The sequence below is a fragment of the Helicobacter valdiviensis genome (genome assembly GCF_003245365.1).
GTDB lineage: Bacteria > Campylobacterota > Campylobacteria > Campylobacterales > Helicobacteraceae > Helicobacter_D > Helicobacter_D valdiviensis.
Map to the genome: position 1 here is coordinate 1 of NZ_NBIU01000037.1, position 17,530 is coordinate 17,530.

The 17,530-nt window shown below is 31.8% G+C and carries 15 protein-coding genes and 1 pseudogene; 15 read left to right on the forward strand and 1 reads right to left on the reverse strand.

Going from position 1 to position 17,530, the window contains the following annotated elements:
* The first annotated feature begins 396 nt into the window (after positions 1–396).
* Both B6S12_RS09325 and nrdG read left to right on the forward strand, forming a co-directional pair.
* Positions 397–2,676, forward strand: coding sequence for an anaerobic ribonucleoside triphosphate reductase (locus B6S12_RS09325; RefSeq protein ID WP_111230522.1), 2,280 nt, complete (start codon positions 397–399; stop codon positions 2,674–2,676).
* Positions 2,648–3,154, forward strand: coding sequence for an anaerobic ribonucleoside-triphosphate reductase activating protein (gene nrdG, locus B6S12_RS09330; protein WP_245892643.1), 507 nt, complete (start codon positions 2,648–2,650; stop codon positions 3,152–3,154). The genes B6S12_RS09325 and nrdG overlap by 29 nt, the downstream gene beginning before the upstream one ends.
* Here nrdG and B6S12_RS11150 read toward each other — a convergent pair.
* On the reverse strand, positions 3,151–4,410 hold the full coding sequence (locus tag B6S12_RS11150) for a hypothetical protein (RefSeq protein ID WP_181451026.1): 1,260 nt from the start codon (positions 4,408–4,410) through the stop codon (positions 3,151–3,153). The two genes, nrdG and B6S12_RS11150, sit on opposite strands and share 4 nt — an antisense overlap.
* 123 nt (positions 4,411–4,533) lie before the next feature.
* On the opposite strand from B6S12_RS11150, the pseudogene dcuC reads away from it, so the two are divergent.
* The 13 genes and pseudogenes from dcuC (at position 4,534) to pdxA (ending at position 17,019) form a co-directional block, all read left to right on the forward strand.
* Positions 4,534–5,983: pseudogene (dcuC, locus tag B6S12_RS09340) on the forward strand (C4-dicarboxylate transporter DcuC).
* 107 nt (positions 5,984–6,090) lie between these two features.
* Positions 6,091–6,789, forward strand: a complete 699-nt coding sequence (gene flgH / locus B6S12_RS09345; RefSeq protein WP_111230536.1) for a flagellar basal body L-ring protein FlgH — start codon at positions 6,091–6,093, stop codon at positions 6,787–6,789.
* Between the two features lie 57 nt (positions 6,790–6,846).
* A complete protein-coding gene (thrC, locus tag B6S12_RS09350) occupies positions 6,847–8,322 on the forward strand; it encodes a threonine synthase (protein WP_111230524.1) in 1,476 nt (491 codons plus the stop codon).
* Entirely contained in the window at positions 8,323–9,207 is an 885-nt protein-coding gene (gene glyQ, locus B6S12_RS09355) for a glycine--tRNA ligase subunit alpha (protein ID WP_111230525.1), read from the forward strand.
* Positions 9,188–9,934 carry a Nif3-like dinuclear metal center hexameric protein gene (locus B6S12_RS09360; RefSeq protein WP_111230526.1) on the forward strand — a complete coding sequence of 249 codons (747 nt, stop codon included), beginning with the start codon at positions 9,188–9,190 and terminating at the stop codon, positions 9,932–9,934. The genes glyQ and B6S12_RS09360 overlap by 20 nt, the downstream gene beginning before the upstream one ends.
* 20 nt (positions 9,935–9,954) lie before the next feature.
* The gene (locus B6S12_RS09365) at positions 9,955–10,668 is read left to right on the forward strand and encodes a zinc ribbon domain-containing protein (RefSeq protein WP_111230527.1); all 714 of its coding nucleotides are present in this window, start codon (positions 9,955–9,957) and stop codon (positions 10,666–10,668) included.
* A gap of 6 nt (positions 10,669–10,674) precedes the next feature.
* Complete coding sequence (gene waaA, locus B6S12_RS09370; RefSeq protein WP_111230528.1) at positions 10,675–11,883, forward strand: lipid IV(A) 3-deoxy-D-manno-octulosonic acid transferase; 1,209 nt, start codon at positions 10,675–10,677, stop codon at positions 11,881–11,883.
* A 10-nt stretch (positions 11,884–11,893) separates the two neighbouring features.
* Positions 11,894–12,763 (forward strand): RluA family pseudouridine synthase, encoded by an 870-nt coding sequence (locus tag B6S12_RS09375; protein ID WP_111230529.1) that lies wholly within the window; start codon positions 11,894–11,896, stop codon positions 12,761–12,763.
* 54 nt (positions 12,764–12,817) lie between these two features.
* Positions 12,818–13,735 carry a branched-chain amino acid transaminase gene (locus B6S12_RS09380; protein WP_111230530.1) on the forward strand — a complete coding sequence of 306 codons (918 nt, stop codon included), beginning with the start codon at positions 12,818–12,820 and terminating at the stop codon, positions 13,733–13,735.
* Between the two features lie 26 nt (positions 13,736–13,761).
* The gene (locus tag B6S12_RS09385) at positions 13,762–14,841 is read left to right on the forward strand and encodes an SPFH domain-containing protein (RefSeq protein WP_111230531.1); all 1,080 of its coding nucleotides are present in this window, start codon (positions 13,762–13,764) and stop codon (positions 14,839–14,841) included.
* Complete coding sequence (gene hisIE / locus B6S12_RS09390) at positions 14,841–15,533, forward strand: bifunctional phosphoribosyl-AMP cyclohydrolase/phosphoribosyl-ATP diphosphatase HisIE (RefSeq protein WP_111230532.1); 693 nt, start codon at positions 14,841–14,843, stop codon at positions 15,531–15,533. Before B6S12_RS09385 ends, hisIE begins: the two co-directional genes overlap by 1 nt.
* Before the next feature lie 14 nt (positions 15,534–15,547).
* On the forward strand, positions 15,548–16,087 hold the full coding sequence (locus B6S12_RS09395; protein WP_111230533.1) for a DUF2393 domain-containing protein: 540 nt from the start codon (positions 15,548–15,550) through the stop codon (positions 16,085–16,087).
* Positions 16,084–17,019 carry a 4-hydroxythreonine-4-phosphate dehydrogenase gene (gene pdxA / locus B6S12_RS09400; RefSeq protein ID WP_111230534.1) on the forward strand — a complete coding sequence of 312 codons (936 nt, stop codon included), beginning with the start codon at positions 16,084–16,086 and terminating at the stop codon, positions 17,017–17,019. Before B6S12_RS09395 ends, pdxA begins: the two co-directional genes overlap by 4 nt.
* Positions 17,020–17,530: the final 511 nt, after the last annotated feature.

Consider the following 17,530-nt stretch of genomic DNA (forward strand, 5'->3'; position numbering starts at 1 on the left):
AAAGAAAATATCCAAGCACAAAAGATTTACCAAAAGGTTGGGATAATAAAATGCTAGAAAAAGCAAATTTAAAATTAAAAAATTAGAGATTTTTGATTAAGGGTTGTTTTAAAAATTCATTGCAGATTTTGTCAAATAAACCTAAAATAAAGTTGGTTATGGATTTTTAAATACTGTGTTGAAGAAATGGTATAGTAATTTTAAGCTTTTGATTTAAAAATAAGGCTAATAGAATGCTTTTAGAAGTTAAAAATAGTTTGAAGTTTATTATCTATTTAAAAAGTATAAGATAAATTTTAAATATTTTTAAGCGTTTTGTTAAGTTATTGGGTTAAACTTTATGGGTGTAAAATGCTATTTTTTAGTATTGATACCTTATTTTTTAGGAAAAATTTCATGCAAATAAAATTTATTATTAAAAGGGATAAAAGTAAAGTTGTATTTGAGAGTTTAAAGATTAAAAATGCTATTTTGAAAGCCAATAGTAGTTCTAATGATGAGAAACTAAATCAAGAAAAATTAGAAGAAATATGCCAAAAAGTTATTTTAAATATTAAAAGTGAAATTGTAGAAATTGAAGATTTGCAAAATATTATAGAAGAAGTGCTTATGCAAAATTCTCTAAAAAGCACAGCAAAATCTTACATACTTTATAGGCAAAAAAGAGCAAATATTAGAAATGCTGATTATGATTTGTTGCAATTATTAAACGATTTAACTTTTAAGAATGCTAAAGATGTGGATTTAAAAAGAGAAAATGCAAATATTAATTCAGATACCGCTATGGGTATGATGCTAAAATATGGTTCAGAGAGTGCAAAATATTACATTGATTTGTGTATTTTGCCTAAGCATATAGCACAAGCACATAAAAATGGCGATATTCATATACATGATAAAGATTTTTATATGCTAACACAAACTTGTTGCCAGATTGATCTTATTAAGCTTTTTGAAAAAGGTTTTAGCACAGGACATGGGAGTTTAAGAGAACCTAATAGTATAGGCTCTTATGCTGCACTTGCTTGTATTGCATTGCAAGCAAATCAAAATGAAATGCATGGAGGGCAATCTATTCCCAACTTTGATTTTGCGATGGCAAAGGGAGTGTGTAAAACTTTTCAAAAAGAATATTTAAATGCCCTAGAAGCATTTTTTGAAATTTCTTTGGGAAAGAAAATTGTTAAAGAGCAATTTAGTCAAAACTTCTTTGAAATTTCTAGCAAAGAAGCTTGTCTAAACACACTTATGGAAATAATAAAAGATTATGATAGAAAGATTTTAGAGGATGCAAACTCTTATGCTTATCAAAAAGCTTTAGAAGGAACACAAAAATCTACTTTTCAAGCTATGGAAGCATTAATTCATAATTTAAATACAATGAATTCAAGAGCAGGGGCACAAGTTCCTTTTAGCACGCTAAATTATGGAACAGATACAAGTTTTGAAGGTAGAATGGTGATTGAAAATCTTTTGCGTGCTACTTTAAAAGGCTTAGGAAATGGGGAAACTCCTATTTTTCCAGTGCAAATTTTTAAGCTTAAAGAGGGGGTAAATTATAATAAAGAAGATAAAAACTATGATCTTTTTAGACTTGCTATGGAATGTGCTTCAAAGAGACTTTTTCCAAATTTTAGCTTTTTAGATGCTCCTTTTAATAAGCAATATTATAAAGAGGGTGATTATAATAGTGAAGTGGCTTATATGGGATGTAGAACTAGGGTGATGGCAAATGTATATGATACAAGCAAAGAAGTTACTTCAGGTAGGGGAAATTTGAGTTTTAGTAGTATTAATTTAGTGCGACTTGGGATAGAGGCTAAAGGAAATTTAGAACTTTTCTATAAGCTTTTAGAAGAGAAATTGGAGCTAGTTTATGAACAGCTAATGCACCGCTATAAGATTCAAAGCCAAAAAAGAGTGAAAAATTTTCCATTTTTAATGGGGGAGCATATTTGGCTAGATAGCGAGAAACTAGGCTATGAAGATACGCTAGAGAGTGTGATAGCACATGGGACTTTAACTATTGGTTATATTGGACTTGCAGAAACACTAAAAGCACTCATTGGCACACATCATGGAGAAAGCGAGGAGGCTAGAAAATTAGGCTTAGAAATTGTAGGATTTATGAGAGAATTTGTGGATAAAAAGGCTATGCAAGATAGATTAAATTTTTCTTTAATAGCTACTCCAGCAGAGGGTTTAAGTGGAAGATTTGTAAAGCTTGATAGAAAAAAATATGGAGTTTTAGAGGGGATTACAGATAAGGAGTATTACACAAATTCTTTTCATATTCCAGTGGGTTTTAAAATTAGCATTTTTGATAAGATTAGAATTGAAGCTCCCTATCATTCGCTAAATAATGGCGGACACATTACTTATGTGGAATTAGATGGAGATGTTTCTAAAAATTTAGAAAGTTTTGAAAAAATCATACAATGCATGAAAGAAAATAATATTGGATATGGTTCTATTAATTTTCCACTAGATAGAGATCCTCTTTGTGGATATAGCGGGACTATAGATGAAGTTTGTCCAAAATGTGGTAGAACTGAAGGAGATAAGAAGTTTGAACGCATTAGAAGAATTACAGGGTATTTAGTAGGCACACTAGATCGCTTTAATGATGCGAAAAAGGCAGAAGTCAATGATAGAAAAAAACACAATTTTTCTTAGGATAGCAGGAATAATTGAAGAATCTATTACAGATGGTTTTGGATTGCGTTATGTAATTTTTTTACAAGGTTGCACCCATAAATGTAAAGGTTGTCAAAATCCGCATACGCATGATTTAAAAGGAGGGTTTTTAAAAGATTGTGGAGAAATTTTAGAAGATTTGAGAAAAAATCCTTTGTTACAAGGTGTTACTTTTAGTGGTGGAGAGCCTTTGCTTCAAGCAAAGAATTTGCAAATTTTAGCAAAGGAAATTAAAGCATTAGGGCTTGATTTAACTCTATATACAGGATACACCTATGAAGAGCTAAAAGAAGTCAAGGAGTTTTATTGCTTGTTGGAGCTTTGTGATGTGCTTGTTGATGGGCGATTTATTTTGGAACAAAGGGATTTGTCTTTAAGATTTAGAGGAAGCACAAATCAGCGTCTTATTGATGTGCAAAAGACGCTAAGTCTAGAAAAAATAGTAGAGTTTCATTAAGATTTTAAAGAATTTTTATTGCCTTTAAGAGAAAGCCAAGTGGCGATAAATAAGACAATGTAGATGAAATCTAAAAAATTGCCACTATTACGCATAATATCGGTTATATTGTAGTTAAAATCAAAGAGATTTAAAAGAATGCGTAAAGTTTCTCTGCAAGCAAAAATAGCAAAAATAGCAAAAATAGCAAAGAAGAATTTATTCTTTGTTGCTTGCACTAAGACTTTAAAAAATAAAAATGCCGATATGATAAGTGCTATCCTTAAAATTATACGCACAATTTCGTCCATTGAATGGGGGTAATTTTCTCCCAAAATAAAATTAAAAATAGTGCTTTGGTAGCTTCTTGCAATAAATAGAGTTTGCCACAAGAAAAAGTAAGAAAATATTTTGTAAGAATTTAGCTTTTTACAGAATAAAAAAACGGACAATAAGGCTAAAATCACTAAAAAAGTTGTTAAAAAAGCGGTATTAGAAAAAGAAAATTTTACAAGTTCAAAAAATATTACAAAATTATTCATTAATCTGTAATAGGATATTATGTCAAAACTATCTTTTAAAATACTATTAATTGCATGAAGCAAGTTAAGCATTAAGCTAAGAAGCAAAGAAGCAACCATTAAGATTTTAACCCATTTTAAATCAAAATCAAAAATAAAACTTTGTTTTTGGTGTGAGTTGTGGGAGTTTTCTAAACTTTCATTATTGAAACTTATCCAAGCTGCAAGCTGAAAAATAATACTTGCTATTATCCCTAAAGCACCTAAACCAAACACAGGTAGAGTGCATAAACCTATAAAATGCGTCCAAAAAGCATAAATAAAATATTTTTGCTTAGTTACTCTTGCAATCTCAAAATACCAAGCTTTCATAAAAGGAAAGACTGCAATCATAGTTATTAAAAAAACTATCACACAAGCAAAGACTGCCCAAATAGCATGAGCATTATTATTTTCAAAATATAAACCATTAAATAGGCTTACACGGGGTTGTAATATTAAAATAGCACCTATGCTGATTGAAAATCCGATAAATATTGTGCCTAGAGACATAAAAAAATTTTTAAATAAGCCTTTAGCACCGCCATAAACTGTCAAATCATAAAGCACAATAAAAAATAAAATCCAACTTGCAAGGGTGAATAAAACTCCAATAAAAGGCAAAATACCTAAAAACATACAAGTGATTCCTATAATAGCCTTAAGAGAAGTTTCTTTCATCTTATTTTTAGGTAAAGTTTGAGATAAATTTTCCATTGAAAACCTTAAAAATTTGAAATATCTTAATAATTTTTACAAGCATAGAATTAAAATTTTATTTTATTTAAAATTTTTTAAACTTATAATAAAATGGATTTTAAAATTTGATAAGGGAGAGCTATGTCAATATTTATGATTTTTTCCACGCTTTTATCGGTTGTAATTGTGGCTTATTATGTGCTTAAAAAATACAATCCTATTTTTGTATTTTTATTTTCAGGGCTTATTTTGCTTATTTTTGCTTACTATGTGTTTGATGTGCCTATCCCAAAGGCCAGTAAAGAACATACGGGTATTTTAAGCGTATTATTAGATAGTTATGCTTTTATTGTGGCTACTTTCAAAGAACAACTTAGTGGCACAGGGCTTATCATTATGAGTGTGGCAGGTTTTGCAGCTTATATGAAACATATCAATGCTTCAGCAAAGCTTGCATTTTTAGCCAACAAACCCTTAGGAAAAATCAAAAACAAATATTTGATTTTAAGTGGAACTTTTGTTGTAGGTATGGCTTTAAAAATCGTTATTTCAAGCTATACAGGATTATTACTTTTGCTTTTAGCTTGTATATATCCGGTTTTGATTTCTTTAAAAATTCGCCCCATTACTGCTGTTTGTGTGCTTTCTTTAATTGCACTTGATTATGGACCAAAAGATGCAAACTCCATAACTATGGCAAATATGGTGGGAGAGAGCGATAATGTCGTGGGACTTTTTTTAAATTATCAAATGTATAGCGTGATTTTTTATGTGTTAATCATCGCGATTTTAATCCCATTTTATTTTGCTTGGATAGATAAAAAAGACAAAGAAAAAGGTGTATTAAATGATGAAGTTAATATCCCAGAAATCATTGATCCAAAATGTCCTACGATTTATATTTTCTTTCCATGGCTTCCGGTGGTATTTTTGTTTGTAACTTATTTTAGGTATAAAACTTGATGTTGTGAGTGCAAATTTTATTAGCATTACTTTAGTATTTATCATAGAATTTATAAGACATAGAGATGCTAAAAAACTTGGCGAAGATGTGGTTGTGATTTTAAAGGGTATGGCTGAAATTTTTGTAAGCGTAGTAAGTATATTAATTGCTGCAAGTGTTTTTGCTAAAGGCATAGAGTCTTTAGGGGGCATTGGTGTTTTAGTGGATGTGATGAAAAAATTCGGAAACGAAAGCTCATTTGCATGGGTGGCTGTGCTTGCTTGTATTGTGATTTTAAGCTTTTTGGTGTATTTTGCTAGTGTGATTATGGGAAGTGGGATAGCTGCTTTTAATGCTTTTGGTAAATTAGCACCTGATATTGCTACAAAATTAGGTGTTGCACCTATAAGTTTTGTTTTGCCTATAGAAATTGCTTCTTGTTTAGGGCGTGCTGCAAGTCCGATTTCGGGTGGAATTTTAGCTTTGGCAGGTTTTGCAAAAGTAAATCCTATGGATATCATAAAACGCACCATGCCACTTTTACTTATTGCTATGATTATTAATATTGCAGTGGCTTTTTATTTTGCACAAACAAATCCTTTATCTAAGGAGAGTATAAAAGTAGAGCATACCCAACTTGTAAAATAAAAATTTAAAATGTGGAATCAAAATTGCTTTATGTTGGGAGATGTAAATTTGCATAAGGATGTGCTATGAAATCTCTAAAAATCAAACACTTTTTAAGTTTTTCTTACATGGTAAGTGCTTTGGGAATCTCTGTATTTGTAAGCGGTTGTGCGACTACAGAGCCTCAAATTTCTTTTAAGCCACCTGCTTATGTGGAGGAATTACCTCCAAAAGAAGAGGAAGATAATTTTGGGAATCCTGGAAGTATTTTTGGCCAAGGAGATAATCTTTTGTTTTCAGATAGGCGTGCTATGCAACTCAATGACTTAGTAACAGTCATTATTAATCAAACTGCACAAGCAAGCTCAAGTGCTAATAGAAATTTAAACGAAACTTCAAGCGGTTCAGTTATGGCACCTTCTCTTACTTATGGTGGAAATAGTAGCGGGATTAATGGGCTTGTTAACGGGTTTAACAATTTAACAGCTTTTGGTATTAATACAGGAAATAATACTTCTACATTTACAGGCACAGGCACACAAAACCGCCAAGAAACTTTTACGACAACTATTGCTGCAAGAATTATCAAAGTTTTGCAAAATGGGAATTATTTTATTGAAGGCAGTCGTGAGGTTTTGATTAATGGCGAAAAGCAAGTAATCCATTTAAGTGGAGTAGTGCGACCAACCGATATTGCAAGAAATAATACAATAGAATCGCAATATATTGCTGATGCAAAAATTATGTATGATACACAAGGTGAGTTAAAAAGAACTACCGAAAAAGGTTGGGGGACAAAACTTATTCAATCAATTTGGCCTTTTTAAAGCCTAATTTATGAACACTTAGGTTACAATTAGCAAATTTATTTATGAAGGATTTGCGTGCAATTTAAGTGTTTTTGCGGAACAAGAGGTTCTAAAAGCGAAGATGAGTTAAAAAGTTTCCAAGAGGTGGTTTTAAATCCAAATGCACCTTTTGGAGGACTTTATACCCTTAATAAACTTCCAAAATTTTCCAAAGAAGAAATAGAAAAATTTGCAAAATTAAATTATAAAGAATTATCGCGTGGCATTTTTGCTTGTCTTAACTTAGGAATAGATATAGAGCTTTTAGATAAAGCTTTAGCACTTTATGATGGATTTGATGAGAAGGATAATCCAGCTCCTTTAGAGCAGATAGAAGAGGATTTAAGCATTCAAAAGCTTTATTGTGGGCCTACGCGTGCTTTTAAAGATATGGCATTACAGCCTTTTGGAGAGATTTTTAGCTCTTTTATTAAAGAAAGCACACAAAAATATCTAATTTTAGTGGCTACAAGTGGGGATACAGGCCCAGCAACTCTAGAGAGTTTTGCAGATAAAAAAAATATCCAAGTAATCTGTCTTTATCCTAAAGATGGCACAAGCGATGTGCAAAGATTACAAATGAGCACCAACACAGCTAAAAATATCAAAGTTTTTGGGATTGATGGGGATTTTGATATGGCACAAAGTGTGCTAAAAGAGCTTTTAAAAGATGAAGATTTTCAAGAAGCATTAAAGGAACAAGATATTGCTTTAAGTGCTGCAAATTCTGTAAATTTTGGGCGTATTGCTTTTCAGATGATTTATCATATTTATGCAAGTTTAAAAATTTATGAAGATACAAAGAAAGAAGCAGTTATTATTGTTCCTAGTGGAAATTTTGGAAATGCTTTGGGAGCATTTTATGCAAAAATGATGGGATTTCCTATCAAAAAAATATGGATAGCTTCTAATAAAAATAATATTTTAACCGAATTTATCCAAAGTGGGATTTATGATATTTCCAATAAGAGCTTACAAAAGACTTATTCTCCTGCTATGGATATCTTAAAAAGCTCCAATATTGAACGCGTGCTTTTTGCACTTTTTGGAGCAAAAAGAACAAGAGAGCTTATGGAGGATTTGGACAAAAAGAAAGTGTATCAAATTACAACACAAGAATTAGAAAAAATCCAAAAATATTTTAGTGCAACTTTTTGTGAAGATACTTTTTGTTTAGAAGTTTTAAAAACTTATGCTAATAAAAAAATTATTATAGATCCTCATACAGCTTGCGGGATTAAGGCGTATTTAGAGCTTAAAGAGAATGGAGAAGAAAATCCTATGATTTTGTGTTCTACTGCAGAATGGACGAAGTTCGCTCCTACTTTAGCTAGGGCTTTTGGATTTGGAGAGCTAGGGGATAAAGAAGCCTTAGAAAAAATTTCTAAAGATTTTGCAGTGCAAATTTCAAGCCAAATTTCCTCACTTTTTAGCAAAGAGGAAGTGCATACGCAAAGTTTGCAAAAAGAAGAAGTTAAAGAAAGTATTTTAAAGTGGTTGAAAGGAGAATAAATGCTGTATTTTTCAGATCTTTTATTAAAATTGCAACAATTTTGGAGAGAGCAGGGGTGTCTTATTATCCAGCCTTATGACATTCCAGCAGGTGCAGGGACTTTCCATCCTGCTACACTTTTAAGAAGTCTAGATTCTAAGCCATGGAGTGTGGCCTATGTAGCTCCTTCACGCCGTCCAACAGATGGCAGATATGGGGAAAATCCAAATAGATTAGGAAGTTATTATCAGTTTCAAGTATTGATTAAACCTAGCCCAGACAATATTCAAGAGCTTTATTTGAAGAGTTTAGAATATTTAGGACTTGATTTAAAAAATCATGATGTGAGATTTGTAGAAGATAATTGGGAATCTCCCACCCTTGGTGCATGGGGGCTTGGTTGGGAAGTATGGCTTGATGGTATGGAAGTTACACAATTTACTTATTTTCAGCAAGTAGGTGGTATTCCTTGTGAGCCTGTGGCAGTGGAGATTACCTATGGAACAGAAAGGCTTGCTATGTATTTGCAGGGTGTGGAAAGTGTTTTTGAAATTGCTTGGAATGAAAATTATAGTTATGCAGATGTGCATTTTGAGGGCGAATATGAATTTTCTAAATATAATTTTGAGATAGCAGACACGAAAATGCTTTTTGAGTTTTTTGCAAAAATGCAAGATGAGGGGAGAAAAGCACTTGAGGCACTTTTACCACTTCCTGCTTATGATTGTGCGATGCTTGCATCTCATATTTTTAATGTGCTTGATGCAAGAAAGGCAATTTCAGCTACCGAGCGACAAAATTATATTTTAAAAATTAGAGAATTAGCAAAGGGTTGTGCACTTGTCTATAAAGAGCAAGAAAAAATACGAGAGGAGCGTTTAGCTAATGCCACAAAAAAGCAATAAAATTTCTACACTTTTAGAAGTTTTAGATACTCTTAGTCCTTTTTCTTTGCAGGAAAGTTGGGATAATTGTGGGTTAATTTTAGGGGGATATGATAGAGAATTTAGCGAAATTTATCTCTCTTTAGAAGTGGATCAAAATGTTTTAGAACAAGCTAAAAGTAAAAGCGTCATTATTTCTCATCATCCTTTGATTTTTTCACCCATGAAGAGAATTTTAGATGAGGTTTATCCTGCAAATTTGCTAAATTTGGCTTTTAGCAAAGAAATTAGTTTGATTGCTATGCATACAAATTTTGATAAAACACATTTTGGAAGCTTTGTGGCGAAAAAAATTTTTGGAGAAGCAGTAAAAAATTTTCAAGAAGATTTTATAGTTTATGTAGAATTTAATGGGGATTTTGATATGCTTTGTGCTTTAATTAAAGAAAAGCTAGGTATAAAATCGTTAAAAACCACAAAAGTGCATTCTAAAAGCATAAAAATTGCCTTAGTTACAGGTAGCGGTGCAAGTTTTATTAGGGATTTAAAAGGAAAAGTAGATTGCTTTATTAGTGGTGATTTTAAATACCATGAGGCAATGGAAGCAGTGAGTTATGGGATAAATTTGATTGATGTTGGGCATTTTGAATTGGAACAATATTTTGGTGAGATTTTAAAGCCTATTTTGACAAATTATGGCTATAAAGCTATAATTTTGGATTCACAAAATCCCTTTAATTTTGTATAAATATATTTTTGGAGTTGTTAATGAATAAGCATTTAAGCCAGTTGATTGAGATTGCAGATCTTGATAGGGAAATTAGTTCTTTTGAGCCTCGCATTAAAGAGGCTAAAAAAGAGTTGGAGGCACTTACAAAACAAGAGGAAGCTTTTTTAGCAGAAATTGAAGAAAATAAAGCAGTAATGAAAGATCTGTCGCTTTCAGTTCAAAAGAATGAAAATCATTTAGCAGATTTGTCTAATAAGCTAGAAGATATTGCAAGAAAAGTAAAGCTTATCAAAACAGAAAAAGAAAGTAAATCTTTAAGCCTAGAAGAAGAGCTAGCAAAAGAGCAAATTACTTTTGCAAATGAAGAAATTGCAAGATTAAATAACCTTATTAAATCCCGTGAAGAAGCTATTAAAAAATTAGAAAATGAAGTGGGTGGCTTGCAGGGTGAAATGCAAGAGGTTAATCAAAAAGTAGAGGGTGAAGTTAAAAAAGTCAAAGATGAACAAGAAATTGTATTTGCTAAAAAAAATGAGCTTGTTTCTAAAATGGATCAAAAAATTATTTCTTTTTATGAAAAAATTAGAAAATGGGCAAAAGATAGTGCAGTAGTTAGCGTAACAAGACAAGCATGTGGCGGTTGCTTTATGAGAATTAATGATAAAGTGTATTCGGATATTATCCGCTCTGATGATATTATTACTTGTCCTCATTGTGGAAGAATTTTATTTAATCATGAGGAAAACGCTTAGGAAAATATGAGACTCTTTGTCTTAACTTATTATATTTTGGTGTGCTGGGTGCATTTGCTTGGCATACCCTTTCTTATTTTGCTTTCTTTTAAAGAAAAATATAGAAACTCCTTAAAAAGACGCTTTTTTTCTCCCAAGGCTTTTAAAAGTCAAAAAGAAGTGCATTGGTTTCATGCTTGTTCTTTTGGGGAAGTTAAGGCCCTCTTAAATATCATTTTAAAACTTAAAGAAGAAAAAGATTGTGAGATTTTGCTTACAACCACTACAAATACAGGCTTTAAGCTAGCTACCAGCTTTTTAGGAGAAGCGAATGTAAGATATTTGCCATTTGAGAGTTTTATTCCTTTTTTTATTAAGGGGTTAAGGGTTAAAACTCTTACGCTCTTTGAAGCAGAATTGTGGCTTATGCCCCTATATTTTGCTAAGCTAAAAGGTGCTAAAACCTATCTTTTAAATGCTAGAGTTTCAGAGCGTTCTTATCCTAAATATTTGCGTTTTAGATTTTTCTATCAGAAAATATTTTTGCTTTTAGATTGCGTGTATACACAGAGTTTATCGGATAAAAAAAGGCTTATGCAACTAGGTGCTAAAAAAATAGAGATTTTTGGCAATTTAAAAGCTATGGAACAAGCAAAGGCCACAAAAGAGCTTCTAAAACCCTCTAAAAATCTTATTATGGTGGCAAGTTCGCACACAAAAGATAATAAGAGTGAAGAAGTTATGGTGTTGCAAGAGATTTTAAAATGGCAAGAATTAAACCCTCTTAATAGGGAGAATTTTTCTATCATTTTTGCTCCGCGTCATCCAGAGCGTTTTATGGATGTAGAAAATCAATTAAATGTAATTTTGCAAGAAAAGAAGAGGGGAAGAATTTCAAGACTTTCTCAAGTGGATTTACAAAATGAAGAAGAATTTTATTTATTAGATTGCTTAGGGGAGCTAAATAATTATTATGCAATTAGTGAATTGGTTGTATTATGTGGGAGTTTTTTACAGGGAATAGGGGGGCATAATCCAATAGAACCTGCTAGTTTTAAGACTAAAATTATTAGTGGTTCTTATATTTTTAATCAAAAAACTTTATTTTCTAATTTGCAAGGTTATGTGATTTGTCAAATAGAGGATTTAAGCGGAGTGTTAAATAATTTAGAGAATATCCCATATGCTAAAATTATAAACAAGCAAAATTTTGATACAATTTTGAAAAATTATTAAAAGAAGCTTTATGATAAAAAATTATAAAAAAGACAATAAAACTCAAGTGAAAAAAAATAAACAAATCAGCAAAAGCCCTTATGTTAAATCAAAGCAAGAGCAAGCAAAACCCAATATACCAAAACTTTCTCCTAATGCACAAAAAGCCTATAAACTTTTAGCGTTGCAAGAAAAAATTTCCAACAATGAAGCTAAAGATTTGATTGATAGAGGGCTTGTGAGTGTAAGCAATAGGAAAATTAAAATCGCCCGTGCTTTGATGAACCCAAATATACATTTTAAGATAGAGCAAAGATTAAAACCTAAAATCTTATTTAGTGATAGCAATATTTTGGCAGTGGATAAACCAAGCTTTATGAGTTCTAGCGAAGTGGCAGAAGAGTTTAAAGAATGGGTATTGCTCCATCGTTTAGATAAAGAAACAAGTGGGGTTTTACTTTTTGTAAAAGAGGGGAGTGCATTTGAAGAAAAAGCCAAAGAGGAGTTTAAAAAAGAGCGTGTTTATAAAGAGTATGTTGCTATAGTTCAAGGAATTGTGGAGGAGGGGCGTGAGATTAATACACCTCTACTTATCAAAAAAGGAAATTTTGCCAAGGTAAGTGTTTCTAAAAAAGAGAGTGGTATAAGAGCCATTACCTTTATAGAACCCTTAGAGATTAGTGGCAAGAAAACAAAACTAAAAGTAAATATTAAAACAGGGAAAACCCATCAAATACGCGTGCATTTATCCTCCATTAATCATCCCATTATCGGAGATACACTTTATGGAGGTAAAGAAGCTAAAAGGATATTGCTCCATGCTTATAAGATTAAGATTTTTGATTATGAATTTTGTGCAAGTTTGCCAAAAGAATTTACTTTTGCTGAATTGGCAAATTAGCTTTTAAGAAAGCTTAGGGTATATTCTAGCTTATTTTTTATGGAGTTAGTTAAAATGGTTGAAGCAAAATCAATTTGGATGGATGGCAAATTAGTGCCTTGGATGGAAGCAAATGTGCATATTTTGACACATACTTTACATTATGGAAATGGTGTTTTTGAGGGAATGAGAGCCTATAAAACTTCTAAGGGAATGGCGATTTTTAGATTACAAGAGCATACAAAAAGACTTTTAAATTCTGCAAAGATTGTTGCCATTGAAGTGCCTTATTCTCAAAGTGAGTTAGAAAAGGCACAAATTGAAGTAATTAAAGATAATGATTTTAAGAATAATGCTTATGTGCGTCCTTTAGTATATTTAGGATATGGTGCTATGGGGGTGTATCATAAAAATGCTCCAGTTAGAGTAGCCATTGCTGCATGGGAGTGGGGTGCATATTTAGGCGAAGAGGGATTAGAAAAGGGAATAGAAGTTAAAACTTCTTCTTTTGTTAGAAATCCTGCAAAATCTTTATTTGGTAAAGCAAAAGCTTGTGGAAATTATTTGAATTCACAAATGGCAAAATATGAGGCAATCTCATGTGGATATGAAGAGGCTTTATTGCTAGATGAAAATGGTATGATAGCAGAAGGAAGTGGCGAATGCTTTTTTATTGTAAGAGATGGTGTGATTATCACTCCTCCTAATGATGTTTCTTTAGAGTCTATTACGCAAGATTCTGTGATTAAGATTGCTAAAGATTTAGGATTTGAAGTGCAAAGACGCAATATCACAAGAGATGAAGTTTATATTGCTGATGAAGCATTTTTCACAGGGACAGCTGCTGAAGTTACCCCTATTAGTAGTCTTGATAAGCGTATTATTGGAAGTGGCACTAGAGGAGAAGTTACCAAAAAACTTCAAGAAGCATATTTTGATGTTGTGTATGGTAGAAATCCTAAATATAGCCATTGGCTAACTTATATTGATTAATTTTTATTTAAGGAGAGGTTTAAAGTATGCCTATTGATTTAAACGAACATTTAAGACAGAAGAATAAAACCCCACGCCAAAATGATAATAACAATAATGGCAATAATGGAGGGGGCAATAAGGATAGCAATAGAGGTTTTCAAGGTTATCCTAAAATGCCAGCAATGCCAAACAATAAAAGTTTAATAATCTTAGCTGTAATTGTTTTAATAGTTGTTATTTTCTTGCTTGTGCGTCCTTTTAAAATTATTAATAGTGGTGAAGTAGGTGTGAAGATTAATACAGGTGAGTTTGATCCTGTTGCATTGCAGCCAGGACTTCACTTTTTTATACCAGGTTTGCAACAAATTATAGCTGTAAATACTAAGGTAAGAATTGCAGATTTTACAAATTCAGAGTCGATGAATTTAAGAAGACGCGATGAGGGTAGTCTGAAAAATGCTGCCATTAATGTCTTGGATTCTAGAGGATTATCTGTATCTGTGGAACTCGCAGTGCAATACAGTCTTGATTCGTTAAAAGTGCCACAAACCATTTCAGTATGGGGTCAAAATTGGGAAGAGAGAATCATTACGCCTGTTATTAGAGAGATTGTGAGAAATGTTGTAGGTAGCTTTACAGCAGAGGAATTACCTACAAAGCGTAATGAAATTGCAACACTTATTGATGAGCGTTTTAGAGATTATATTCAAAAATTAGAAAACCAACCAGTAAAGCTTGTATCTATTCAGCTTACAGAGATTGTTCTTCCACCCGCAATTAAAGAGCAGATTGAACGCGTTCAAGTAGCAAGACAGGAAGCAGAGCGTGCAAGATATGAAGTAGAGCGTGCTAAGCAAGAAGCAGAAAAAAAGGCAGCTTTAGCTAAAGGTGTGGCAGATGCTACAATCATTGAAGCTGACGCACAAGCTAAAGCAAACCGCTTAATCTCTCAAAGTCTTTCTAATGGATTATTGCAGTTAAGACAAATTGAAGTGCAAAGTAAATTCAATGAAGCATTGCAAGTTAATAAAGATGCAAAGATTTTCTTAACCCCAGGAGGCTCAACTCCTAATATTTGGCTAGATACAAAAGATACTAGACGCTCTAGCGTTGTGGGTGAGTAATGGCTAATTTACTAGAAAGTATTGAATGGAATAAGGGGCTTATTCCCCTTATCGTGCAAGATGAGAAAAGCAATGAAGTTTTAATGCTTGGTTTTACAAACAAAGAAGCTTTATGCTTAAGTATCCAAACTGGATTTGTGCATTATTATTCTAGATCTAAGCAACGCATTTGGAAAAAAGGCGAACAAAGCGGACACACACAAGAAATTAAAGAAATTTTGCTTGATTGTGATAAGGATACCTTGCTTATTAGAGTGAAGCAAAATGGTGTAGCATGCCATAGTGGAAATCCTACTTGCTTTTTTCAAAGTTTTGGAAAAGGGGAAGATGTAGGCAAGGAAATAAAAGAAAATACCCAAGATGTAGGCTCTATTTATGGAGCAGTGGATTTGCTATATCATACTTTACAAGAGCGTAAAAATGCAGATAGCACAAGCTCCTATACAGCCTCATTATTTAAAAAAGGCGAAAACACAATAGGCAAAAAAATAGTAGAAGAAGCAGCAGAATTTGCCTTTGCTCTTAAAGATGATAAAGAAGAAGATATTATTTATGAAGCTACAGATTTGTTATACCATGCACTTGTAGGATTGGCTTATAAGAACATCTCTCCAGATAGAGTTCGGCAAGAGTTGCTAAGGCGTTTTAATGTGAGCGGAATTGCAGAAAAAAATTCAAGACCTAAAGATTAAATAGGGGTAAGGCTATGAATTTAGCAACACTAAATGAATACTTTTCTAAATTTAGCACCATTTTTGGCTACTTATCTTTGGCAGATTATTTAGTATTGGTTGTATTTTTTTTATGTATTGTGCTTTTTTTCTTACTGGCAGTTGCATTGCGTCATAGGATTTTGCTAGGGATTTTTATGTTTCTTTGCAGTATGATTTTATTGGTTTTATCGCCTTATTTCTACCAAATAACTATGGAAAATTATCTAAAAAAAGTAGAAATGAAACTAAGCTATAATGGAAAGTTAAACTTTGATCCCTCCTATTATGTGGAAGGAAAAATCAAAAATATAGGTTTGTTAAAAACTAAAGGCTGTATTATTAGTGTAGATTTTTTACCCAAAAATCTCTCCCCCATTAAACAGTTAAAATACACATTAAAACCCTTTTATACACATAAAGAAGTCTATAAAACCCCACTAAATAAGGGAGAAGAGCTGGAGTTTAAAATCATTATTGATAATTTTAAACAGCAAGAAGAATATATGCTAAAAACTAGAGGAATGTGCTATTGAAAATTGCAGTGAGTGTTGGGGATATTAATGGTATTGGTTTGGAGATTTTATTAAAATCACACCAAAAGTTGCAAAAGCTTTGCAAACCAATCTATTGTGTAGATGAGGAACTTTTAAAAGAGGCATCAAGGAAGTTAAAAAGAAAGCTGCCAAAAAATTTAGAACTTTATTCTCCTAAGATGTTAAATAAAGATTTGCAAATACCGCAAATTTTAGCAGGAAAGATTACTAAAGAAAGCGGAGCATATAGCTATGAGAGTTTTAAAACAGCACTGTTTTTAACCCAAAATAAAAGGACAAAAGCACTTCTTACTTTGCCTATCCATAAAAAAGCATGGCAACTAGCAGGGATTTCTTATGCAGGACATACAGAGGTTTTAAGAGATATTTTTAAGCAAGAAGCAATTATGGTTTTAGGTTCTCCTAAAATGTATGTTGCACTCTTTAGCGATCATATAAGATTAAAAGATGTTCCTAAGATTATAGAATATGAAGCACTTTTAAAATTTCTTTTAAAACTTGCACCTTTTATTAAAAAGTTACCTTGTGGAGTTTTAGGGCTTAATCCTCATGCAGGGGATTTTGGGGTTTTGGGTGATGAAGACTTTATCATTCAAAAAGCTATAGACGAGGCAAATCAAATCTTAAAACAAGATGTGTATAAAGGAGTCTTGGTGCCTGATGTTGCATTTATTGGGAAGCATTTAAAATATTATGTTGCTATGTATCATGATCAAGGGCTTATTCCACTTAAAACCTTGTATTTTGATAAAAGTATTAATATTTCTTTAAATCTACCTATAATACGCACTTCAGTAGATCATGGCAGTGCATTTGATATTGCCTACCAAAATAAAGCAAAGATAAAAAGCTATTTATGTGCTGCAAAAGTAGCTTGCAAGCTTGCTAAACTCAAATATAAAAACCATTAAATAATCTCTATAGAATAAAACAGTATTTTATATTTTATAAAAATTTAAAAAATATTTCTTTAAAATTCCAAAATTAAATTTCTAAGTATAGTTTATGTAAATTATAAATATTTACATATCTCTTTTAATGCTTAAATAAAACAATATTAAAATAAAAAAGAGGGGGTATCATCTATATGTATTTTTTAAATCTTAAAAAATTTAAAAAACTAAATACATTAAAAAATACATTGAACTCTTTTAATTCTTTTTATAATAATTTAAATACAACATCTAATAATAAAGTATTATTATCCTTTAATACTTTTAATATCTCTAAAACTTCTTTTATTACTAATCCACTATTAGTGCGGGGGGGGGGGGCATTCTAGCTCTTTATTAACTCTTCTTTATTACTTTAGATACTTTAGAGAGTCTTTCTCTATCATTGTAAGAGTTTGTAGAACTCGTGGCAATCTAACAAGGACAACCCATAATTTTAAGTTTTCTTTAGACTGCCACACTTTACTTT

Excerpts from the sequence above, each read along its gene's own strand:
- B6S12_RS09325 (WP_111230522.1), top strand. The coding sequence starts at position 397 with ATGCAAATAAAATTTATTATTAAAAGGGATAAAAGTAAAGTTGTATTT.
- nrdG (WP_245892643.1), top strand. The coding sequence starts at position 2,648 with ATGATAGAAAAAAACACAATTTTTCTTAGGATAGCAGGAATAATTGAA.
- B6S12_RS11150 (WP_181451026.1), bottom strand. The coding sequence starts at position 4,410 with ATGGAAAATTTATCTCAAACTTTACCTAAAAATAAGATGAAAGAAACT.
- flgH (WP_111230536.1), top strand. The coding sequence starts at position 6,091 with ATGGTAAGTGCTTTGGGAATCTCTGTATTTGTAAGCGGTTGTGCGACT.
- glyQ (WP_111230525.1), top strand. The coding sequence starts at position 8,323 with ATGCTGTATTTTTCAGATCTTTTATTAAAATTGCAACAATTTTGGAGA.
- B6S12_RS09360 (WP_111230526.1), top strand. The coding sequence starts at position 9,188 with ATGCCACAAAAAAGCAATAAAATTTCTACACTTTTAGAAGTTTTAGAT.
- B6S12_RS09365 (WP_111230527.1), top strand. The coding sequence starts at position 9,955 with ATGAATAAGCATTTAAGCCAGTTGATTGAGATTGCAGATCTTGATAGG.
- waaA (WP_111230528.1), top strand. The coding sequence starts at position 10,675 with ATGAGACTCTTTGTCTTAACTTATTATATTTTGGTGTGCTGGGTGCAT.
- B6S12_RS09375 (WP_111230529.1), top strand. The coding sequence starts at position 11,894 with ATGATAAAAAATTATAAAAAAGACAATAAAACTCAAGTGAAAAAAAAT.
- B6S12_RS09380 (WP_111230530.1), top strand. The coding sequence starts at position 12,818 with ATGGTTGAAGCAAAATCAATTTGGATGGATGGCAAATTAGTGCCTTGG.
- B6S12_RS09385 (WP_111230531.1), top strand. The coding sequence starts at position 13,762 with ATGCCTATTGATTTAAACGAACATTTAAGACAGAAGAATAAAACCCCA.
- hisIE (WP_111230532.1), top strand. The coding sequence starts at position 14,841 with ATGGCTAATTTACTAGAAAGTATTGAATGGAATAAGGGGCTTATTCCC.
- B6S12_RS09395 (WP_111230533.1), top strand. The coding sequence starts at position 15,548 with ATGAATTTAGCAACACTAAATGAATACTTTTCTAAATTTAGCACCATT.